Source organism: Macrococcoides bohemicum (assembly GCF_003259675.1).
In the GTDB taxonomy this organism is placed as follows: domain Bacteria; phylum Bacillota; class Bacilli; order Staphylococcales; family Staphylococcaceae; genus Macrococcoides; species Macrococcoides bohemicum.
This window is the reverse complement of sequence record NZ_PZJG01000003.1, coordinates 109,434-131,045: the sequence shown is the minus strand read 5'-3', so window position 1 is coordinate 131,045 and position 21,612 is coordinate 109,434. Positions and strand designations below refer to the sequence as shown.

Sequence of the window (21,612 nt, the reverse complement as noted above, 5' to 3'; positions counted from 1 at the left end):
CAATGCACTAAGTAATTAAAGGACGGGGATTTAAATGATTAAAGGACATATTCATTCAGTAGAAAGTTTAGGTACGGTAGACGGACCTGGTTTACGCTATATATTATTTACACAGGGTTGCCTCCTACGTTGCCAGTTCTGTCATAATCCTGATACATGGGAAATCGGTGCACCTTCAAGAGAAGTTACTGCTGATGAAATTGTAGAAGAAGTAGTTCCTTACATCCCCTACTTTAACGCTTCAGGTGGTGGCGTAACTGTTAGTGGTGGTGAACCGTTACTGCAGTTACCATTCCTTGAAGAGTTATTTGCAAAGTTAAAGCAGCATGGTATTTCTACTTGTGTTGATACATCTGCAGGTTGCTTTAATGAGACACCAGCATTTATGCATCATTTCGATGAAATGCAGAAGAACACCGATTTATTTCTATTAGATATTAAACATATTGATAATGAGAAACATTTGAAACTAACAGGTAAACCTAATACTCATATATTAAGATTTGCTCAAATGCTTTCAGAAAGAAAACAACCTGTCTGGATCAGACATGTACTTGTGCCAGGTATAACAGACGATAAAGAAGATTTAATCAAACTCGGCGAATTTATCAATCGTCTAGAGAACGTAGAAAAATTTGAAATACTTCCTTATCATCAACTTGGGGTACATAAATGGGAAGCATTAGGTATTCAATATCCTTTATCTGATGTTGAACCACCGAGTGATGAAGATGTAAAACTTGCATATGATCTTGTAAACTTTAAAGGCAAGACGCCACTAAATAATTAAAAGAAGCTTCCAGCATTTGATTTGCTGGAAGCTTCTTTCGTATTCACTATCTCTATGTTAGTCATCCTCATATGTATCGAGCAACATCATTTCATCATAGTTAATCGATTGTCTGAGTTCTACTGCTAAACTTGTCGTTATCTTTCCTCTAGCTAAAAGACGGTTGACTAAATCTTTCTCAGCATTTAATACATCTAGTGCAAATAACGTTTCGTCATCTTCTAGTGTCTCACTTGTTGCATTTCGTTTTAATTGATTCACCCTATTTAAATAATTATCTGATACTAATGCAATTTCCACACGATTGTCTAAAGTCATTTCTTCACTTAAACGCTGAACGACATTGTAATGAACTCGCGCAGCGACCTTTTGTATTTCATATAAATTATTCTTTATCGATAAAGAACTCGCCTGATTAATGCGATTTGCAAATTCTTTACGTTTGCGATGCATTCTAAATAGAAACAGCATACGTCTAAAAAAGTTAGTAGAGTGAAATATTTTAGAACGTTCAATATATTGTACATAGTTGTTAAATGAACTTTGAGTAATTTCATTTGAATCAATCATTTCATCTAAAGTCTTCATTTCCACATTCATCGCAATCGCATGCAGGCGATCAATTTCTTTCGGACTATGATTTCTATCGGTTACTTCACTATAAAAACCAACCTGCATCGTATATTGACGAATTAGATTTCCAGCAATCATACTATTTTCTTCTGTCGTATTATCATGAATATATTTAATACCGTATTCTTTTAACTTGATACGCGCATCATTAAAGCTAAGCATCGATTCATCAACAGCCTCTTTAACTTTCGGCGTCAATATTGGCAAGAAGATTTGTGCGACAACTAAGCTGATGACAATAACACCTGCAGCTATAAATAATAGATTATCTCTATAATTAAATACTTCTCCGTGAACAATCTCTCTTGGGATCGTCAATGCAATTGCCATAGAGATTGTACCGTGTACACCACATACAGTTGCAATCAACGCATACTTGAATCGATTTGGTCGAACTTCTTTCTGATCAATATTCTCTCGATTTAATATACGTTCAAAACGACTTTCTCGAATATAAAACATATCATATAGGAAAAATACCCAGATAAATCTAAAGAAGTATACAAGAAGCGCAATAATAAGCATATACATCACTGTCGAAAAGATATCTTCATTACCATGTTCAACAAGAGAAGTAGTCACTTCAGGGATTAAATAACCGAGTAAAGTAAAGACGAATCCATTTAATACAGTTGATAATAATCCCCAAGTATTATTGTAACCCATCTGTAAACGTGTCGTTGCCTGACTCATTCTATCGCGCTCAATACCGTGTACGATTCCACCGATTACAGCCGCGATAACACCTGACGCGTGAACTTGTTCAGCAATTTCGTAAATTATAAACGGTGTTAAAAGCTGAATTAAAATAAAGATATATTCATTAAAGAATCCTTTTCTGATTAAGAAAATTCTCAGCTGTACAAACAATAGACCGACAAATAAACCAATCAGTAAACCACCACCAGTAGCAATAAAAAACTGTGATACTGATTCACTAACACTGAATGTACCGGTTGTTAATGCGAGCAAAGCAATCTTAAAACTTAAAATACCAGCAGCATCATTAAGTAACGACTCACCTTCTAGAATAGTCATTAATCCTTTAGGCAGTTGCTTTCCCTTAGCGATTGCCTGCACTGCTACAGCATCTGTAGGACAAATGATTGCAGCGAGTGCAAAACTTGCTGCGAGTGGAAGAAATGGCATCATCCAGTGTACGATATAACCTAATCCAATCACTGTTGTAAATACCAGTCCCATCGCCATTAAGATGATTGGCTTTAAATATTTTATAAAAGTTAATCTTGATACATGATAACCTTCTAAAAATAAAAGTGGAGCGATAATCCCCATCAAAAAAAGTTCAGGTTCAAATTCAACATGTAAAGGAATCGGTGTTAAGAATATAAGCATCCCGATAATGATCTGTATGAAGGCGAGTGGCACCTTTGGAAAATAATAATTAACAATCGTAGAGACAATGATTGCAAATACAAGACTTAAAATAATAATAAAAATTTCCATTTGTCACCTCTATTTATCTATAATGATAAATAATTATACCCCTAAACTAATCAATATCACATAAAAGTTTATCAAAATTAAAGAAAGTAAGCAGTCTGCAATCGACTACCTACTTTCAAGTTTATTACATATAAATTATTGCGTATCTCGAGATGGACCATAAATTGGTGGGACTCTTAAATCAGCCTGTCTCATCAATACTGTCATTTGACCTCTGTGATGTGCCTGATGAGCAATCATCGAATAAAGCAGATGACCTTTCGGCATATTATGACCGAAGAAATCAACATCTTCAATTAAACTTTCGTCTGTTAACGAAGCATCGTAAGCAGCTAACGTATTATTATAAATTTCCTCAGCAGCTGTTACCATTTCAGCAACTGTTTCTGGTTTAGCTGAATCAAATGTTGCACCTGCTACTTTTAAACCGGCACGTTCGGCAAAACCTCCGACACTTGAAATAACGTGCCAAGCAATCTCCCCTAAAGTACGATCTAATTCTGATACTGCCTGATCTAAAGACTCGTCAGTTAACTCTTTTAGACATGCGATTGTCGTATTTGCTTCCATACGATATTGATTCATAAAATCCTGTTTAATACGAAACATTGAAATACCTCCTTCTTGTTAATACATTTAATATACCAACATTCCAGATGAAACACCATTTAAACGAAATAATGATGTCTCACATTTACCTATAATGCTATATTGACATAATCCATAAAACTTATTATGATAATAAAAAAGAAAGGAGTGATGTTTTATGGCGAAATTTAATTTGGTAAATGCTACATCTTATTTCGTCATGGACATTACTCGCTAATTTATTGCTCGTATACCCGTGACGATATATCGCCACGGGTATTTTTATATAGAAAAGGAGCAATATAATGGAATTTCTAACTCAATTAGGATATAACGAAGAACGAATGAAACAAGCAAATGCAATCGATGAAAAATTGCTTAAAGCAAGAATAACTGTACAACATAAAGGGATGTATCGTGCACTTACTGAAGATGATGAATACCTCGTTCAGCTCTCTGGTAAAGATAAATTCAGTAGTCATGATCTTATAGAAATCCCTGCAGTCGGAGACTTTGTGCTGGTCAAACCATTTCCAAATGAACATAAAGGTATTATTCAACATATATTACCAAGAACACAACAATTCATCAGAAATGCTGCCGGTAATCAAACGAAACCACAAATAATCGCGACGAACATCGACTATGCCTTTCTTACGATGAGTTGTAACGATAACTTTAACACCAATCGATTAGAACGCTACTTAATCGCTACATATGATTCAGGTGCAACACCGATTATCATTATGACGAAAGCTGATTTAATTACAGAATTAGAAAAAGAAATTATGATTGCTGAATTAAGCAATGTAGCACCAGCGGTACCCGTCTATTTTGTACAGCACGATAGTGATAATCATATAGAAACTATTAAAGCTTATATAAAAGCACATAAAACAGGCACATTACTTGGATCAAGTGGTGTCGGCAAATCTACCTTAATCAATCGATTATTAGGAAAAGAAGTGATGGATACTGGTGAAATCAGATTGACCGATGATAAAGGGAAACATACGACAACTCACCGAGAACTCATTGTACTAGATGATGGTGGAATATTAATCGATACACCAGGAATGCGTGAGTTCCAGCTTTGGAGTACCGGAGAGAATATAGGACTTGTAACTGAATTTGAAGATATTGAATCACTTATCGTACAATGCAAATTCAATGATTGTACCCATACGAACGAACCAGGGTGTGCAGTCAATGCTGCTATAACATCAGGTGAATTAACTGAAGAGCGATTTGAACGATATAATAAATATTTAAGAGAACTTGCATTTGTGGAACGACGTAATGATGAAGCAAAGATGAGCGCTGAACGTAACAAATGGAAGAAGATGACCCAACAAGGAAAAGCAAATCGTAATGCGAAGATGGGAAAAAGAAAATAGTTAAATGAATTGATGTGAGTGGGCTGAATACCATAAATTCAGCCCACTCAAATTATTTAAAACAATATTTGACATCCAAAACGAGAAGTTATATATTATAAATAAGCTACTTGGTAATACAAAGTAGCTTTTAAAAGAATAGCTATCTTGTATTACAAAATAGAGGTGAAACTTTTGAGTATGCGCACTCAGTTATTGAAAGGATTACTCGATGCATGCGTCCTTTCAATCATTAAAGAAAAAGAAGTCTATGGTTATGAACTCTCACAGAAGTTACTCGATTCCGGACTTGGTAACATCAGCGAAGGGACAATCTATCCAGTTCTTCTTCGTTTACAAAAGAAAAATTTGATTACCAGTGAAATGCGGGCAAGTGATGTCGGACCGAAACGAAAATATTACTTTATTACGCCTGAGGGTGAAGAAGAACTCGAGAACATGGTCGAAGAATGGAATGCAATTGTCGGACCAATATCTCATTTGATTAATAAGGAGTGAATGTCATGAAAACAAAAGATATTATCGAACAAAACAATTTAAAACGTGAAGAACTGACACCAGAAAATTTAAAAGTTTACGAACAAGTATTGATGTATTTACGCTGTGATTTATCAATTTCAGAGCGCGTTACAGAAGTGACTTTAATGGATTTATTAGATCACTTACTAGAAGCACAGATGCACGATGTTACGACTGAGGAATTCTTCGGCAATGATCCAGAACAATTTGCTAAAGATTTAGTTGCTGAGATTCCTAAAGAATCGAAGCGTAATATGTGGATATTTGGTGCTTCAATGTTATTTCTACTATTTGCAATATTTAGAGGTATTTCAGGTATTGCTGATTTTATCATCGTAAATCTGTTACACAGAGACAATGCGATTTATCTCGGTAGTGAATTAACTGCTAATCTTATAACTTCACTTGTTATCGGTGCAATCATTTTTGGTATCTTCAAATATTTACAACTTAGCGCTTTTAAAGATGATGAAACAAGAGGACAAAAAATTACAATATTTTTTGTATTATGGATTGTGATGGTTATTCCATTCCTCGTTTCGATGTTCTTACCAGATTTAGTACACATCGGCCCAGTTGTTCATATCCCCTGGTATGTTAATGTCGGCATTGGCGTAGCGTTTTACTTACTCTATAAGCTATTATTTAATGCTTCACGAAATGATAAGGAAATTGCCTTTATAAGATAAAGAAATCATCCCAAAGTTTATGCTTTGGGATGATTTTTTTAAATGATGATATCAAATATAAACCATATAACCATAATAATTAAAATGATAAACTTGGCCACCGTGCTTGTAAGGAAGCCTAATAACGATCCGATACTCGCATCCATTGCACGTTTAAAATCTTGCTGAATCAGTAGTTCTACAATGAATACTGCAACAAACGGTAGAATGATAATACCAAATGGCGGGAAGAAGAAGCTACCGAGTATAATACCGATTGCTGCCGTAAGCTCCCCTGCTTTACTTCCGCCAAACTTCTTAACAAAGCGACTTCCTAATACATAATCACTTAGTAAAATAATAATCGTAAGTGTTGCCATCGCTATCCAGAAGAACCATGATAGTTCATTATTGTTAATCGCAAAATGATAGATAAAAAAGCCAACCCACATCATCAATATACCAGGTATCATTGGCATCACTAATGCTACGAATGCTGATAAAAAAGCTAATATAACTAATGTCCATAGTATGAATGTCATCCTAAATCCTCCATTTTTACAGGTTTAGTGAATATTAATAAAATAAATGCAAGCAACATGAATGATGCTGATACAAAGAAAACGTTACCTAATCCAACAATACCACTCATAACGCCGCCTAAAAGATTACCAACTAATTGCCCGACGATCATCGCGTTTGAGAACAATGTAGATGCATAACCCGGGAAGTCAGGTAGAATATCCTGAAAATAGCTAATTCCTAATCCAAGTAATATCGCCAGGAAGAACGCAAGCAATACCTGGCCGATTAACATTGCTGTTACATTATCAAATACTCCGATCGAGAAGTAATAGGCACCACCAGAAACTGCACCAATCATCAATAATGTCCTTGTCTGAAATCTACTTGCAAGTACGCCAAGTATAATCATAAACGGTACTTCAAGTCCTGCACATAAACTCGCGAGATATCCTACATTGGCTTCATCTTCTTTTATAAATTCTGTTACAAAAAGCGGCATATTCAAAGTATACATCCATTGCCCAACATGTAAGAATACAAATGCTAGAAACGGAATCAATAAGTACATATCTTTTGCTAAATTTGGAGCAACAGGCTCAATTCTATTAGAACTGTAGACAACTTTCTCAGGCTTTACTTCGTGGAAGAAGATTAAGAAAGTAATCAATACAATCCAGTAGATGATTACAGTTCCTCCAAAAATGCCCCCAAAACCAAACTGTTTAAGTAAGACTGTACCAACTAATGGTCCAAACAGAAATCCAAAACTAAACATTGAACGCAATACGGTGTTTGCAAATACTGCATTTTTACTTGAAGCAGATGCATTGATACTTTCTCTTGCAGATGCATACATTTGAGGCATCGCAGGTGCGGACATACCACCAAAGAATACATATAATGCAATAAAGAGGTATGGATTAGAAACTAGGTAATACATACTAAATGCAACTGATGCCATTGCTAAACTGAACATAATCATATACTTTCTGCTAAATCCTGCTCTGTCAGAAAATCTGGCAACAATCGTATTTACAGCAAATCCAGCAAGTGCAAATAACGCCATCATAACACCGTATAGACCACGTGTCATACCAAGTTCCTGTGTTGCATAAAGCACAAAGAATGGCACCGTAATTGCCAATGCCATACCGAGTAATGTCATATTAATAAGAAATAAGACATAATTTTTTATACTTAATAAATTTTTAAACATATATACACTTACTTTCTATTTATTATAACTTCTTGCAATACTGTTATATTATAAAGCAATAATATAATTTGTATAGTCACGTTTATTTAAAATGTGATTAATACTGCTGCTTTATCATCATGCAATTTCACTCGTGGATAATGAATTTTCTCGATATCTTCTAATTCTTTCGTGATCATATAATCGAGCATAGCGTCTAATCCATCATGAATAAATTTCTGAACGAATTTCTCAAAGCCTAGTCTTTCTATATCAAAGAACCCATCTGTTGTCATCAGGATATGTGATAAATTTGTTATATCAAATTGTCCACGATTATATGACTGATTGAAATTTACATCACCATTCATTACCGAATATCCCCCGGGAATATTTGCTGTACTTTTCGCATTATCAATGGCTTCAATCATTTCTTCAGGTAATATATCTGATTCGTACACACCAGGATATTTATCCTGCCAGTACCTTACGCGATCACTTTCATTCTTCTTACTATAATCAGGCACGATTTGATTTACTTTATTATCTTTTGTAATCGTGTAGATAACACAGTCAGCTGAACTCGTATAGTCGGCTATATTGTCATGAAGCTTTACAACTGCGTGGCAACACTGGAATCTATCTTTTGGATGATTGATAGCGATATTCAATGCTTCCATCTCCGTTTGAATGCTGGCATTTGCAAGTTCAGTTGCATTATTTAAAGTAATGCTGTTATCAACTTGTTCGAATGAAGCTTTAACAGCATCCGCAGCACGTTTTCCAGGTGTGATATTATCAATCAAAATACCTTTCAAACTTGTAACGCCGTCAATTACCCCATAAATATTTGCCGCTTCATTCATAACAACAGCATCCTCATTCATTATTCCAACACCTTGTGCCAGTACTGACGTTATCATATTTACACCTACCCTAGTAGAATTGTATTACGTACCTCAGTCATCTTACGATCAAGTTCAGCTGATGCATCAGCAACTTCTCTTAGTTCTTTTCGGATTTCATCACTTAGTTGTTTCGTATTATATTTGTACTGTAATTTATGTTCAGTTGATGCGAAAAAGTCCATTGCTAGTGTTCTGATTTGAATTTCAGCAGGTATCCACTTCACACCTTCTGACAGTACAAGTTCAGTCTCAACAATAAGATGTAAACTTTTATAGCCACTTGGTTTTGGATTTTTGATGTAATCTTTTACACGTACGATCCTTAAGTCACTTCGTCCACTGAGAAGCTCGCATATTTTATAAACATCCTCTTCAAATGTCGTTACAATGCGTACACCAATAATATCGAATATATTTGATCTAATATCATCTAGTGTGATAGGAATGCCTTTACGCTTTAATTTTTCGCGTAAAGAAAGTGGTGCTTTAATACGTGATTTGACATGTTCAAATGGTGAATAGCCATGTCGTGCCTGCCATTCAAGATTAATAATTTCAATATCACTTGTCAATTCCAGAAGTCCCATTTCATATTCTTTAAAGAAATATTGAAATTCTTCTGCCATCTTTACAAACTCAGTCTGTTCTTCAATTTTGCTGAATATTTGATTTACATCCATATTTACTCCCTCTCTTCTAGACTAATATACCAAATTTACACAGAAAAAAGTACGAATACACATCGCATTCGCACTATATAATAGGCACATATTTCTTTATATCAAGATATTCAGCAGTTACTTCTTTCATCAATTCTATGTAGGCACTCACTTGCGGTAAACTTAACATATCCGTTTCATAACAAAGATAAGTTTCACGCAGTAATGGGTTGTTAGCAACTTCTAACAACTGGATTTCAAATAAGTCATTGTCAATATCTTTCATTACGATTTCCGGCAACACGGTCATACCAACACCATTTAATAACAATGATTTACAAGTGGAAATTTGATCGGTCTTTATTTGTGGTGCATATTCCTTATTAAACTGCTCGGTATACCAATGTTCAATTTCCTTTAGGTAAATTGGATCTGCCTGAAATTCAATCATCGGCAACTGATCAAGTTCGTGTGCCTTACTTTTTGGATAGATAAAGTAATGCTTCTCACTCATTAATAACTCGTTATGTAAATTCATAATCTTGCTCCCACGTATTACTGACACATGAAAGTCATGTCGATTGTTTGTAATGCGTGCAGATGAACCTACTTGCAGCTGTATTTTTACATTCGGATAACGTTCTACAAATCTTCCTAGAACTATCGGTAAAATAGTATGACCAATTAAAGAAGATACACCTATTGAAAGTTTACCGTTGACCACACCATCTGATGAATGAATCATCTCTTTTAAGTTCGTTTCTTCTTTTAACATCTTTCTGGCATGCTGAATAATCATTTCTCCATTTGTTGTAACGATTAATTTCTTTTTCGTACGTATAAAGATTTCAGTACCCCACTCTGTTTCAATAGATTTAAGACGCTGACTCACTGCAGGCTGTGATATATATAATGTGTCTGCTGCTTTACGTAACGTCTCTTCATCAGCAAGCGCAACGAGTAATCTGTAATCATCAATTTTCATATACAATCCTCAATTCTAAAGATTATAAAATCGAATCGTATTGTCTTTTATTGTCTGGTTAACAGTTTCAGTATCGATTGATTTTATATGTCCAATTTCTTCTATTATAGCAGATAACTGAGCATGAATGTGATGCTGCTCAAAACCATCGTGGGGCCATGGACCATCTGTTTCAACCATTAATCTTTCAAGCGGGAAAGAAGTGACAACTTTACGTGTCTTTGGATTCCACAATACATCAGGTGTAACACTCACCATATAATCTGTAGCTAATAATCGATTGATTACAATATCACTCGCTTTAAACCAGTGAAAGTGCGCTTTTTCAATTGCATGTTTTTGCAGTAAGTCTAGTGTTACAAGTGCATCATCATAAACAGCATGCAGTACAATCGGTAAGCGATATTGTTTCGCTTTAATAATAAATTGTTCGAGTACCTCTATATATGGTCGTACATTTAACTTTGGCTGTTCTCGTCTTAAATATTGAGGTAAACCTACCTCACCGATAGCAGTTAATTGATTATGATGATTATCGATCAGAGATAATATTTCCTTAATTTCAGTATAATTTAACGGTTGTTCAGGATGGAATCCGAGTGCGACATTAACTTGCTTGTGCTGAGATAAATCGAGTAACTTTTGAGAACCTTGATAATCCATGGCCACAGCAATCAAACCGTCAATCGCTTCGTTTTGAAGAATATGCTGCTGCCTAGATTCAGAATATTTATCTAGATGAATATGTGCGTCGTACATAGTATTGTTCTCCTTTATATCACGATGGAATCTTGTCCGATATATTACTTTTATCGGACTTGTTTGATTGATAAATAGGCTATTTGGGGATTTCTTGTCCGATATCCTACTTTTATCGGACTTGTTTGATTGATAAATAGGCTATTTGGGGATTTCTTGTCCGATATATTACTTTTATCGGACTTGTTTGATATATTTTCAATGATTCAACATTTTATTTTTAAGTTGATCAACTTTCTTTTGAGCTTGTTCACGCACGATTATTTTATTTTTCTCTAATATTGTATCAATATATTTATAGTCATCCAATAATTCGAAATATTTCTCACGTTTATCTATCAATTCGTTATAAATCACTTCAAATAATTTCTTCTTCAAATTTCCATAACCAACGCCCGATTCAAATTGTCGCTTTACGTCAATCATTTCACTTTTGTCCAGAAATGCTTCAAATAAAGTGTAAACTACTGAGTTTTCAGTTGGGATTGGTTCCCCTAATGGAATAGAGTCCGTTTTAATTTTCATAATGTTTTTATATAATTCTTTTTCGGTCGAAAATAGCGGTATCGTATTTCCATAACTCTTACTCATTTTACGACCATCATTTCCTGGTAATAACATTGTCGTTTCGTCCACTTGAGCAATCGGTAATTTAAAAATATCGCCATATTGGTGATTGATACTTTGTGCTATATCTCGTGTGATCTCAATATGCTGTATTTGATCTTTACCAACTGGCACAATATCAGTATCCATTATTAATATATCTGAAGCCATTAATACCGGATAATTAAACAGTCCCATATTTACATTTTTATCTTGATCAAAATTGTTTGCAATATTATCTTGTACTTTAGCTTTGTAAGCATGTGCACGATTAAGTAGACCTTTAGATGCCTCATTCATTAAATAAAACGTCATTTCAGTAATTTGAGGTATATCAGATTGTTTATAGAAAAGACATCTATCTGTATCTAAGCCTAATGCAATAAATGCTGCTGCTATTTTATACGACAATGTATTGATTGCACCTTCTTTACGAATCTGATCATTGTTTAAAGCATGTATATCTGCGATAAAATACGCATAACGATTTGCTGTATCCTGAGATAAATCGACAGCCGGTTTAATGGCTCCTAAATAATTACCTAAGTGCAACTCCCCAGTTGGTTTAATACCTGTAAGTATCGTTTTCATAATCATCACTCCCATTTTTTTCTAAAAAAGAGACTCGTCCCTAAATAAGGACGAGTCTCTCGCTATACCACCTAATCGCTACTATCATAACGCACATGTTGTAACGGTCATGTTTCCGACTGGTATATGTGTTAACCAGTATTCATATGATGAGCCCATTCACTTTTAACTTATACATGTTTCCACCAGCCACATGCTCTCTATCATAAGTCATTAAGTTACTCTTCTCATCTGAAGAAATTCTTATTGAATTGTATATATATTAACCCAACTTAATCTAATTTTCAATTCAAATTTTGCACGTCGTTTCATAATTTTCAATCAGGGAATAATATAATCATACTTACTTAGGAGGCGTTATTGATGGATAAATTCGAGAAGATCGACAAAGAGATTAAAGGTTACACTCAAGATAGTCAGCCTGGTAGTGAGAAAGACATGAATCCTAAGCCGATCGCTGAAGATGAGAATTATAAAGCAAGTGGCAAATTAAAAGGTAAAGTTGCACTGATTACCGGTGGTGACTCAGGTATCGGTCGTTCTGTCGCTATTCTGTATGCTAAAGAAGGTGCTAATGTTGCAATCGGTTATTTCGATGAATCAACGGATGCTAATGATACAGTGAAGAGATTAGAAGAACTCGGCGCAAAAGCAAAAGCTTATCAACATGATTTAAAATCAGAAGATGATTGTAAACAATTGATTGAAAATGTGGTTAATGACTTTGGCAGCCTTAATATATTAGTTAATAACGGTGGTGTACAATTCCCACAAGATAGTCTTTTAGATATTACAGCAGATCAAATTCAGGAAACATTTGCGACAAATGTATTTGGTATGATGTATTTATCAAAAGCAGCACTTCCTCATCTTGCTAAAGGTGATACGATTATTAACACAAGTAGTGTTACTGCTTATCGCGGTTCTAAGACTTTAATTGATTATTCAGCGACTAAAGGTGCAATCACTGCATTTACGCGCTCATTATCGCAAAGTCTTGCTGAAGATGGTATTCGCGTAAACTCTGTTGCTCCAGGTCCTATCTACACACCACTTATCCCGGCAACATTCCCGGCTGAGAAGGTTGAAAAGCATGGCCACGAAACTGCCTTAGGACGTCGTGGTCAACCGAGTGAAAACGCACCGGCATATGTGTATTTAGCAAGTAATGATTCTACGTATGTTACAGGTCAAACAATTCACATCAATGGCGGAGATTATATTTCAAGCTAAAAAATGTGCCTATCATCCTCGATAGGCACATTTTATTTCTCTATTTTTTCTTTGCAATAGACCGCCAACTTTACCAGATCGCCAAAGTTGTTCTTTACATGCTGCATTATCTCATTTGCTGTCTGATACGCAAAATCATACTGTGCCTTCGTAATCTCTTTCTTACGCAATGCACGTTTAGCATCTTGTTCATCGACCAGTTCATAACGACCATCAGGTAATACGAGTACATCTAAATAAAGATCATGCGTTCTTGCCTGACCAAGTTCAGGAAAATTTGCTTCATTTATATCGATATAATATTGAATAGGTTGACTTTCACGATTATACATCACTGTTATACTATAATGTTTATCTTTGGGTAATATTTGTAGCCAGCGATAGCCATCATCTGCAACGACAACGTCTTCTCCAATAATATTAACCACTAACGGTGACTTTACTTTCTCCATGATAATTTCCCCGATAATGCCTTCAAACTGTTCATCTTTGACATCAATTTCATGATATTCTTTTCTGATTAAACGGCGCCAGCTGCGTTTATCAATATACTTGGTTTTCATACAACCCACTCCTTACCAATCATTATATAAAAATAAACAAGGATGATAAATCATTTTATCTCCTTGTTTATAAAAATATTCAGTTATACTTCGTCAGTTGAGTAATGATCTTTTCCTTTTAAGAAAAATGCCAGCACAAATGCAAGGAAGCTTAATGCAGTTGCAACCCAGAACGCATCATTAATTCCGTTAATCGTCGCCATCTTCTGTAACTGTCCCATTACAACTTGTGAGCCTAAATTACTGTTACCCATTTGCTGTCCAATTTCCGTCATCGAATTAGCTATTGCTGGATTCGTCTTATCTAATTGGTTTGCAATATCTCCCATATGTCCTGTTGTTTGTTGTGTCATCACGGTAACTAAGATCGCTGTGCCAATAGAACCAGCTAATTGACGAATAGTATTACTGATTGCGTTACCATGAGGTATCATTCGAAGTGGTAATGCATTCATCCCTGCTGTCATTATCGGCATCATAATAAAGCTCATACCAAACGAACGCAGAATATAGATACTTAATATATGTCCATAACTTGTATCCATACTTAACTTCGTAAGTTCCCACGTTGCATAGGTCATAATAGCTAAACCAAAAATCGCAATTGGTTTAATACCAATCTTATCAAGTAATTTACCTGATATTGGTCCCATTAGACCCATTAAAAGAGATCCAGGCAATAATAATAATCCAGAATCAAGTGGTGAGAATCCACGAATAGATTGTAAGTAAACAGGTAATAAAAGCATACCTCCAAACAAACTCATCGTTACAATAATATTGATGAGTAATGTGAATGAAAATCCACTATATTTCAATGCGCGTAAATCCATCATCGGAATCTTCATTGTCATTTCTCGATAGATAAATAACACGATGAAGATAATACCAATAACCATCGTTGAAATAACGATACCTGAATCCCATCCTTTATTTCCTGCTTCAGAGAATCCATATAGTAAACTACCAAATCCAAGTGTACTGAATATTACGCCGGGAATATCAAGTTTAACGTCCTTAGTCGGTTGATAAATCTTAAACCAGAAGAAACCAATAATTAAGGAAACAATCCCGATAATACTCATACCATAGAACATAACATTCCAATGATAGTTTTGAATGACCCAACCTGTTACCGTTGGACCAATCGCCGGTGCTAATATCATTGCGATCCCCATCATACCCATTGCAGCACCACGTTTATCAGGTGGGAATAACGTCATAAATACGTTTGTTCCTAACGGCATTAATATTCCTGCGCCAACCGCCTGAATAACACGTCCAAGCATCATTAACGGGAAGTTGAATGAAATGGCACAAATAATTGAACCGATTGTAAAGAATAACATCGCTGTTAAGAAAAGCTGACGATATGTGAATCGCTGAATCATATATGCACTAATCGGTACTAAAATACCATTGACGAGCATAAATCCTGTTGTTAACCATTGTGCTGTAGATGTTGAAATACTAAAATCATTGATTAATACCGGTAGTGCTACATTAATAAGCGTCTGGTTAAGTATTGCTACAAACATACCGATCATTAAAGCAGTAATAACTTTACCAAGCGTTATACCTTTACCATATTCAACAAGTGCACCTTGTGATTTTACTTGCTCATGTACAGGTTTATTAACATCTAATTCCGTATTTGTAACATGTGCTGTTTCACCTGTTGTTTTTGCCGTATAAGTAGAACTTTTTACCGTATTATTTGGTGTATCCATCTTGCTTTCTGTTAACGGTGTCGTTGTTTTTATATCAGCTTTTTTCTTCGTTCTTCGCATCATAAATCTGTTTACAGCCCAAAACACAAGTAAGCTAAATAATATATATAGAATATATCCTGAGGTCATACAAAAACCTCCCTAGTTTTTATGAATGCGTACAGTTACATTCATTCCTGGAATAATGTCTAATGATTTATCTTTATCTAATTCAATTTTTACAGGGACTACTTGTGTTACTTTTGTATAGTTGGCATTACCATTTGAAGAAGGCAACATAGAAAAACTTGATGCTGTTGCTAAACCAATTTCTTTTACTTGACCTGTTAAATCTGTATCTTTGTAACCATCTACATAAACATCTACGTCTTGACCAACTTTAATACCATCGATTTGTGTCTCTTTAATATTTGCTGTTACATATAAATCATTTAAGTCATATGCGTAAGCAATCGGTGTACCTGCTCCTACAAACCCATTTTCAGTGGCTTGCGTTTTAACGATTGTTCCGTCCTGAGGCATAGTGATATCAGTTTTTGATGGCTTTCCGTCTTGACCCATGCCTACAACAGTACCGATTTTGTCATCTTTAGAAATTTTGTCTCCTACAGTTTTGTCTAATGCTGTTAATTTACCTGCTGTCGGACTAGCAATTACTAATTGTGTACCATCCACTTTAGCATTGTCTGTTTTTACATAGTTTGTTGCTTCATTATAAAAATGAAAAGCCGCAAATCCTCCTGCAACAAGAATGATTAAAGTTAAAATATTAATTAATACAAGTTTTCTCATTATAATTTCCTCCTTATTTTTTTAGCATAACCATTATTATAGTCAGATTCAACTTGCATTCAACCAACAATATTTGTTTAATTGTTGGATTTTGATTACAATTAAGTATTGGTAACGCTATCATCTAATAGAAAGAGTGAAACAATGACAGATAAAAAAACTTTAATAGAAAATTCATTTCTTCAATTGATGGAACACCATCGATATAGAAATATTACAATAAAAATGATTTGTGAAGAAAGCAATATTAATCGTTCAACATTCTATGCTTATTTTGAAGATAAATATGCTTTGCTAGACGGTATGATTGATTTTCATATCCATAATATTGAACAATTCATGATTGATAACCTAAATAATCTAAAAGATGAAGAAGACAAACGACCATCTGTCGAAAAATATTTAAAAGAAACATTTCAGTATATATTCGAAAATAAGCAATTCTTTAAAATCTTACTTACACTTCATCCCGCTCAAAACTTCACACAAAAATTATTAAGTAGCTGGAGAGAAAATTATTTAAATGTATTAAATAATACAATTTCATTAAACTACCCTGACTATTTCGTCAGTTATACAATCGGTGGACAATTTGGTATTTTATACTTCTGGCTGCAAAATGACTGTACGGAATCTCCTGAAGTTATCAGTAAGATTATTTATAATAATATTCTCAAAATTAACCGCTAAATTAAAAGTGTTTTATTTCACTCGCGACAAATATCGAGTATAATAATATAGATATTAAATAAATGGAGGCACACAATGAAGTTATATCAATCACTTACAATTGGAGCATTAGCGATTGCTTCACTTTTTGCACAGCCTCACATTGCTAAGGCTGATAGTCTTAAAGTCGGTAAGATTAAAGACGAAAATGCGATCATCATTACAAATAAAACAGCGATGTCAAAAAAAGTAGCGGGTGATTTCGCACAATACACGCTATATATTAACGATCAACATACGATTAACGGTGAGAAATATTATCGCGTTCAGACTACAGATGATATTAACAATGCGATCGGTTATGTGAAAGCAAGCGATCTTAAAATCAATTCAACGAAAATAGTTCCTACAAAAATGAAAACATATACGATTAAAGCCGCTTCTACAAAACTATTTGAAGTGCCAAACGGCAGTTCAAGACAAGTGATTGATAGAATCAATAAGAATGAAGTGATTAATGTAGAAAAGACCTTACGTGTTAACGCTTCAACATATATATACGGAACATTACCGACTGGTATGAAGGGTTGGATTAATATTACGAATGATGTTGGCCGAAAGCCCGTGAAGCGTAATCCTATCCAGCAGAATGCTAAACCTCAAGTTAAACCTGAAGATAAAAAAGCAATCGATGCTGAACCAAATGAAACAATAGTAGATATCACTGCTCAACCAAGACCTGTAGGAGAAGGCATCAACCATATCGAATTACCAATCTCAATTAAAGATGCTTTAAAAATTCAGATGTCACTACATCCAAAACCTCAAAGCTCTAACGGTATCAAATGGAAGAATGCACATCGTAAAGATATACTAGATGCGATGAATCCAGAAGAAGCTATGACTGATTCTGTACAAAAGTATCAATTTCTTGTACTAAACGAACCACAAAACCTCACTGCAGAGCAGCTTAATATTTTATTACAAGGAAAAGGTATTTTAGAAGGACATGGTGAAGCCTTTAGACAAGCTAGCTTAAAGTATAATATTAATGAAATTTATTTAATCAGTCATGCCTTTTTAGAAACAGCTGAAGGTACAAGTACATTAGCTAAAGGTGTTAAAGTTAATGGTGAAGATAAGAACAAACGTTTCTATAATATGTATGGTGTTGGAGCATATGATAAAGATGCAGTAAAATATGGTGCGAAATATGCAGCAAACGTTGGTTGGGATACACCAAATGAAGCGATTATCGGCGGTGCTAAATTTATTTCAAAAGGATTTGTTTCTGAAAATCAAAATACACTATATGCTATGCGCTGGAATCCATTTGCACCAGGAGACAGTCAATATGCTACTGATATATTATGGGCACGCGCAAATGCAAACTACATGCATGCCTATTATCAAAAGTTAGGCATTTCAAGTGGGAAATTCAATTTCGTACATTATGCAAAGCAACAATAATATTTAAACGATAATATCACAAACCCCCTTATCCAGCTGAATAAGGGGGTTTATTTGGGATGGGTATGGCGTTAAAGGGGGTTGTTCACCTAGAGTCTCACTAAGTGAACATTAATTGCCGAGGAGCAATCTATCTATTTCAAACCCTCTTCAATCTTATTGATTTCATCTTGTGATAAGTTTTTCGCAATTTCACCGTCTTTCGTATCTTCCTTTAAAGCATCTTTAGCTAAATCAGAGTGATATAATTCAACGATTTTCTTATATGTTTTGTTATCTTTATCTTCTGTTTTCGCTGCAATAACATTAATGTATGGTGCGACATCTTTATTATCCGCATCTTCCAGATAAATCGGATCATCTTTTGGATTTAGTCCAGCACGCGCTGCTACACCATTATTAATGATAGAAACTGCTACATCTTCTAATACACGTGGTGTTTGCTGCGCATCAATCGGTTTGATTTTTAGATCAAGTTTGTTTTCTTCAATTTTGTCTGGTCCACCAAATAGACCGAAGTCACTAGATAGCTTTAACAATCCAGCTTGTTCTAATAACTTTAATGCACGCGCCTGGTTAGTAACGTCATTAGGAATTGCAATTGTATCGCCTTTTTTCACATCTTTAATGTCTTGAATCTTTTTAGTATATGCGCCAAGTGGTGCAAATACTGTTGTACCTACTACAGATAATTTTAATTTATGGTCTTTTTTAAACTGATCTAAGAAAGCGAAATGCTGGAACGCATTTAAATCAATTTCACCTTCAGCAAGCGCATTGTTAGGTGCTGTGTAATCCTGGAATTCAACAAATTCAATTTTTATGCCATCCTTCTCTGCTTCTTTCTTAACAACATCCCAGACTTTAGAGTCCACGCCAGTTACACCAATCTTAACTGTCTTTTCATCTTCTTTACTACCACATGCTGCTAGAACTACGATTAAACTTAAAAATAAAACGAATAACTTTTTCATCTTTTCATTCTCCTTTTTTATAAACGACTTGTATATATGCTTGCTACTTTGTTACCGATAAATTGTGTGATCTGAACTAAAACAATTAATATAAGCACTGTAATAAACATGACTACAACGTCAAAGCGCTGATAGCCATATGTAAAAGCGAGATACCCTATGCCACCAGCACCAACAAGACCTGCTACTGCAGAGAACTCGATGAGTGATACGGTAGTAAAGGTTAACCCTAAAATGAGGGCTCCTGCTGCTTCCGGAATTAATACTTTAAATAAAATATCAAACTTACTTGAACCCATAGACTGCGCTGCTTCAATTACACCACGATCTACTGAAACGATATTGTTTTCCACAACACGCGCAATAGATAATGATGCAGCTAACGTCATCGGAAATATCGCTGCCCATATCCCGATAGATGTACCTACTAAAAATCTAGTAATCGGAATCAGTGCTACGAGGAAAATAATGAACGGAATCGGTCGAATTGTATTGATGATTGCGTTCAAAATTGTATTTAACACCTTATTTTCTAAAATATTACCTTTGCCAGTTGCATAGAGCAGTATGCCTAACGGTAAACCAATCAGCGTAGCAAGAACTAGTGTTATTGCTACCATGATGAGTGTGCTGATCGTGTGCTCTAATATTACTGGCCAGAATGTACTTAAATCAGTTTTCAAATCCTTCTACCTCCCTTACTTCTATGCCGTGCTGTGTTATTTCTGATAAGGCACTTTGAATATTTTGAACATCACCAACTGCTTCGATTAATAAATTACCAAATAATCTATCAGTTAACTCGGTGATACCGCCATACAAAATATTAAAATCAACATGATTTGCTCTACCAATCTTACTCAATACCGGCTCAAGAATTTGTTCATGATTAAAGATAAATCGATATAGTTTACGATTCGTAACATTAATATCTTTAGGGATGTCATCATTCAGTACACTATGCACAAAACGCTTTGTTGTTGGATGAACAGGTGTAGTAAATAGTTCAAATACCTTGTTACTCTCAACCACTCTGCCCTTTTCCATTACAGCTACTTCTTCACAAATTGATTTCACAACTTCCATCTCATGGGTGATGATCACTATCGTGATATTAAGCTTTTCATTGATATCTTTTAACAGGTTTAATATTTCATCTGTCGTTTCAGGATCCAGTGCACTTGTTGCTTCATCACAAAGTAATATATCAGGATTCGTTGCTAACGCTCTTGCAATACCTACACGCTGCTTCTGTCCACCGGATAACTGATTTGGGTAATCGTCTTTCTTATCAGCAAGACCGACAAATGCCAGTAATTCGTCCACACGCTGCTCGATTTCAGCTTTAGAATATTGTTTCGTTAGCTTTAAAGGATAACGAATATTATCACTGATTGTCTTTGCTTTAAATAAATTAAACTGCTGAAATATCATGCCAATATTTTGACGCTGTTTACGTAAATCTTTCTCCTTTAATCCAACGATATCTCTACCTTCAACATATACATGACCAGAAGATGGCGCTTCAAGTCGATTAATTAACCTGAGTAAAGTTGATTTCCCAGCACCTGAATATCCCACAATGCCATAGATTTGACCTTTCTCGATTGAAAGCGATACATCATCTAGTGCATTGATCGAACCTTTCTTTGTTTGATACGTTTTAGTCACGTGATCAATTTCAATGATTCCCATTTTTTCTCCTCCCAAAATAAAAAACGTGCACTCAGCTGGTAGCTAAATGCACGTTATACGTCCGAATTTATCTGCCAAGCGTGAGCTTGATGGAATTAGCACAGTGCTCTAAATTAGAGTCCGCTGCTGAGACTTCATCGGGCCATATCCCTCTGTCTCTCTTGATAAAATAATTATTAATTTGTTTTACATGTTA

At 34.9% G+C, this 21,612-nt stretch carries 22 protein-coding genes and 1 riboswitch; of the genes, 7 read left to right on the top strand and 15 right to left on the bottom strand.

Annotated elements, in window-relative coordinates:
• Positions 1–34: 34 nt before the first annotated feature.
• Positions 35–790 carry a pyruvate formate-lyase-activating protein gene (gene pflA, locus BHX94_RS06930; RefSeq protein ID WP_096077176.1) on the top strand — a complete coding sequence of 252 codons (756 nt, stop codon included), beginning with the start codon at positions 35–37 and terminating at the stop codon, positions 788–790.
• A 57-nt stretch (positions 791–847) separates the two neighbouring features.
• Here the strand turns inward: pflA and BHX94_RS06925 are convergent, their stop codons facing one another.
• Positions 848–2,890 (bottom strand): cation:proton antiporter, encoded by a 2,043-nt coding sequence (locus BHX94_RS06925; protein WP_111745467.1) that lies wholly within the window; start codon positions 2,888–2,890, stop codon positions 848–850.
• 135 nt (positions 2,891–3,025) lie between these two features.
• Positions 3,026–3,499 carry a DinB family protein gene (locus BHX94_RS06920; protein WP_111745466.1) on the bottom strand — a complete coding sequence of 158 codons (474 nt, stop codon included), beginning with the start codon at positions 3,497–3,499 and terminating at the stop codon, positions 3,026–3,028.
• A 284-nt stretch (positions 3,500–3,783) separates the two neighbouring features.
• On the opposite strand from BHX94_RS06920, the gene rsgA reads away from it, so the two are divergent.
• The 3 genes from rsgA (at position 3,784) to BHX94_RS06905 (ending at position 6,083) form a co-directional block, all read left to right on the top strand.
• A complete protein-coding gene (gene rsgA, locus BHX94_RS06915) occupies positions 3,784–4,875 on the top strand; it encodes a ribosome small subunit-dependent GTPase A (protein ID WP_111745465.1) in 1,092 nt (363 codons plus the stop codon).
• 174 nt (positions 4,876–5,049) lie between these two features.
• Positions 5,050–5,373, top strand: coding sequence for a PadR family transcriptional regulator (locus tag BHX94_RS06910; RefSeq protein WP_096077180.1), 324 nt, complete (start codon positions 5,050–5,052; stop codon positions 5,371–5,373).
• A gap of 5 nt (positions 5,374–5,378) precedes the next feature.
• On the top strand, positions 5,379–6,083 hold the full coding sequence (locus tag BHX94_RS06905) for a DUF1129 family protein (RefSeq protein WP_111745464.1): 705 nt from the start codon (positions 5,379–5,381) through the stop codon (positions 6,081–6,083).
• Positions 6,084–6,121: 38 nt separating this feature from the next.
• On the opposite strand, the gene BHX94_RS06900 is transcribed toward BHX94_RS06905, so the two are convergent.
• The 7 genes from BHX94_RS06900 to trpS all read right to left on the bottom strand — a co-directional run bounded on the left by BHX94_RS06900 (position 6,122) and on the right by trpS (position 12,290).
• Positions 6,122–6,604, bottom strand: coding sequence for a DUF456 domain-containing protein (locus BHX94_RS06900; protein ID WP_111745463.1), 483 nt, complete (start codon positions 6,602–6,604; stop codon positions 6,122–6,124).
• Positions 6,601–7,803, bottom strand: coding sequence for a sugar efflux transporter (locus BHX94_RS06895; protein ID WP_111745462.1), 1,203 nt, complete (start codon positions 7,801–7,803; stop codon positions 6,601–6,603). The genes BHX94_RS06900 and BHX94_RS06895 overlap by 4 nt, the downstream gene beginning before the upstream one ends.
• Before the next feature lie 86 nt (positions 7,804–7,889).
• Positions 7,890–8,705 (bottom strand): hypothetical protein, encoded by an 816-nt coding sequence (locus BHX94_RS06890; protein ID WP_111745461.1) that lies wholly within the window; start codon positions 8,703–8,705, stop codon positions 7,890–7,892.
• 8 nt (positions 8,706–8,713) lie between these two features.
• Positions 8,714–9,370, bottom strand: coding sequence for a GTP pyrophosphokinase (locus tag BHX94_RS06885; RefSeq protein ID WP_111745460.1), 657 nt, complete (start codon positions 9,368–9,370; stop codon positions 8,714–8,716).
• A 73-nt stretch (positions 9,371–9,443) separates the two neighbouring features.
• The gene (locus BHX94_RS06880; protein WP_096077186.1) at positions 9,444–10,334 is read right to left on the bottom strand and encodes a LysR family transcriptional regulator; all 891 of its coding nucleotides are present in this window, start codon (positions 10,332–10,334) and stop codon (positions 9,444–9,446) included.
• A gap of 15 nt (positions 10,335–10,349) precedes the next feature.
• Positions 10,350–11,093: a TatD family hydrolase gene (locus BHX94_RS06875; protein WP_111745459.1), complete on the bottom strand. Its 744-nt coding sequence runs from the start codon at positions 11,091–11,093 to the stop codon at positions 10,350–10,352.
• 198 nt (positions 11,094–11,291) lie between these two features.
• The gene (trpS, locus tag BHX94_RS06870) at positions 11,292–12,290 is read right to left on the bottom strand and encodes a tryptophan--tRNA ligase (protein WP_242446669.1); all 999 of its coding nucleotides are present in this window, start codon (positions 12,288–12,290) and stop codon (positions 11,292–11,294) included.
• A 363-nt stretch (positions 12,291–12,653) separates the two neighbouring features.
• Here trpS and BHX94_RS06865 point away from each other — a divergent pair, with 363 nt between their 5' ends.
• Positions 12,654–13,523 (top strand): SDR family oxidoreductase, encoded by an 870-nt coding sequence (locus BHX94_RS06865; protein ID WP_111745458.1) that lies wholly within the window; start codon positions 12,654–12,656, stop codon positions 13,521–13,523.
• 32 nt (positions 13,524–13,555) lie between these two features.
• On the opposite strand, the gene BHX94_RS06860 is transcribed toward BHX94_RS06865, so the two are convergent.
• The 3 genes from BHX94_RS06860 to BHX94_RS06850 form a co-directional block, all read right to left on the bottom strand.
• A complete protein-coding gene (locus BHX94_RS06860; RefSeq protein ID WP_111745457.1) occupies positions 13,556–14,086 on the bottom strand; it encodes a ribonuclease FAU-1 family protein in 531 nt (176 codons plus the stop codon).
• 83 nt (positions 14,087–14,169) lie between these two features.
• Complete coding sequence (locus BHX94_RS06855) at positions 14,170–15,945, bottom strand: DHA2 family efflux MFS transporter permease subunit (protein WP_111745456.1); 1,776 nt, start codon at positions 15,943–15,945, stop codon at positions 14,170–14,172.
• A gap of 12 nt (positions 15,946–15,957) precedes the next feature.
• On the bottom strand, positions 15,958–16,608 hold the full coding sequence (locus tag BHX94_RS06850; protein ID WP_111745455.1) for an HlyD family secretion protein: 651 nt from the start codon (positions 16,606–16,608) through the stop codon (positions 15,958–15,960).
• Between the two features lie 144 nt (positions 16,609–16,752).
• Between BHX94_RS06850 and BHX94_RS06845 the strand changes: the two genes are divergently transcribed.
• Together BHX94_RS06845 and BHX94_RS06840 are read left to right on the top strand one after the other, a co-directional pair.
• Positions 16,753–17,298: a TetR/AcrR family transcriptional regulator gene (locus tag BHX94_RS06845; RefSeq protein ID WP_111745454.1), complete on the top strand. Its 546-nt coding sequence runs from the start codon at positions 16,753–16,755 to the stop codon at positions 17,296–17,298.
• Positions 17,299–17,373: 75 nt separating this feature from the next.
• Positions 17,374–18,747, top strand: a complete 1,374-nt coding sequence (locus BHX94_RS06840) for an N-acetylglucosaminidase (RefSeq protein WP_111745453.1) — start codon at positions 17,374–17,376, stop codon at positions 18,745–18,747.
• 134 nt (positions 18,748–18,881) lie between these two features.
• Here the strand turns inward: BHX94_RS06840 and BHX94_RS06835 are convergent, their stop codons facing one another.
• From BHX94_RS06835 to BHX94_RS06825, 3 genes are read right to left on the bottom strand one after another with little or no spacing between them, the layout of a single operon-like run.
• Positions 18,882–19,721, bottom strand: coding sequence for a MetQ/NlpA family ABC transporter substrate-binding protein (locus BHX94_RS06835; protein ID WP_111745452.1), 840 nt, complete (start codon positions 19,719–19,721; stop codon positions 18,882–18,884).
• Between the two features lie 17 nt (positions 19,722–19,738).
• Positions 19,739–20,404 carry a methionine ABC transporter permease gene (locus BHX94_RS06830; protein ID WP_096077196.1) on the bottom strand — a complete coding sequence of 222 codons (666 nt, stop codon included), beginning with the start codon at positions 20,402–20,404 and terminating at the stop codon, positions 19,739–19,741.
• Positions 20,394–21,410: a methionine ABC transporter ATP-binding protein gene (locus tag BHX94_RS06825; RefSeq protein ID WP_111745572.1), complete on the bottom strand. Its 1,017-nt coding sequence runs from the start codon at positions 21,408–21,410 to the stop codon at positions 20,394–20,396. The genes BHX94_RS06830 and BHX94_RS06825 overlap by 11 nt, the downstream gene beginning before the upstream one ends.
• Before the next feature lie 70 nt (positions 21,411–21,480).
• Positions 21,481–21,587: riboswitch (SAM riboswitch) on the bottom strand.
• Between the last annotated feature and the right edge of the window lie 25 nt (positions 21,588–21,612).

Coding starts and splice junctions, on each gene's coding strand:
- pflA (WP_096077176.1), top strand. CDS start 35: ATGATTAAAGGACATATTCATTCAGTAGAAAGTTTAGGTACGGTAGAC.
- BHX94_RS06925 (WP_111745467.1), bottom strand. CDS start 2,890: ATGGAAATTTTTATTATTATTTTAAGTCTTGTATTTGCAATCATTGTC.
- BHX94_RS06920 (WP_111745466.1), bottom strand. CDS start 3,499: ATGTTTCGTATTAAACAGGATTTTATGAATCAATATCGTATGGAAGCA.
- rsgA (WP_111745465.1), top strand. CDS start 3,784: ATGGAATTTCTAACTCAATTAGGATATAACGAAGAACGAATGAAACAA.
- BHX94_RS06905 (WP_111745464.1), top strand. CDS start 5,379: ATGAAAACAAAAGATATTATCGAACAAAACAATTTAAAACGTGAAGAA.
- BHX94_RS06900 (WP_111745463.1), bottom strand. CDS start 6,604: ATGACATTCATACTATGGACATTAGTTATATTAGCTTTTTTATCAGCA.
- BHX94_RS06895 (WP_111745462.1), bottom strand. CDS start 7,803: ATGTTTAAAAATTTATTAAGTATAAAAAATTATGTCTTATTTCTTATT.
- BHX94_RS06890 (WP_111745461.1), bottom strand. CDS start 8,705: ATGATAACGTCAGTACTGGCACAAGGTGTTGGAATAATGAATGAGGAT.
- BHX94_RS06885 (WP_111745460.1), bottom strand. CDS start 9,370: ATGGATGTAAATCAAATATTCAGCAAAATTGAAGAACAGACTGAGTTT.
- BHX94_RS06880 (WP_096077186.1), bottom strand. CDS start 10,334: ATGAAAATTGATGATTACAGATTACTCGTTGCGCTTGCTGATGAAGAG.
- BHX94_RS06875 (WP_111745459.1), bottom strand. CDS start 11,093: ATGTACGACGCACATATTCATCTAGATAAATATTCTGAATCTAGGCAG.
- trpS (WP_242446669.1), bottom strand. CDS start 12,290: ATGAAAACGATACTTACAGGTATTAAACCAACTGGGGAGTTGCACTTA.
- BHX94_RS06865 (WP_111745458.1), top strand. CDS start 12,654: ATGGATAAATTCGAGAAGATCGACAAAGAGATTAAAGGTTACACTCAA.
- BHX94_RS06860 (WP_111745457.1), bottom strand. CDS start 14,086: ATGAAAACCAAGTATATTGATAAACGCAGCTGGCGCCGTTTAATCAGA.
- BHX94_RS06855 (WP_111745456.1), bottom strand. CDS start 15,945: ATGACCTCAGGATATATTCTATATATATTATTTAGCTTACTTGTGTTT.
- BHX94_RS06850 (WP_111745455.1), bottom strand. CDS start 16,608: ATGAGAAAACTTGTATTAATTAATATTTTAACTTTAATCATTCTTGTT.
- BHX94_RS06845 (WP_111745454.1), top strand. CDS start 16,753: ATGACAGATAAAAAAACTTTAATAGAAAATTCATTTCTTCAATTGATG.
- BHX94_RS06840 (WP_111745453.1), top strand. CDS start 17,374: ATGAAGTTATATCAATCACTTACAATTGGAGCATTAGCGATTGCTTCA.
- BHX94_RS06835 (WP_111745452.1), bottom strand. CDS start 19,721: ATGAAAAAGTTATTCGTTTTATTTTTAAGTTTAATCGTAGTTCTAGCA.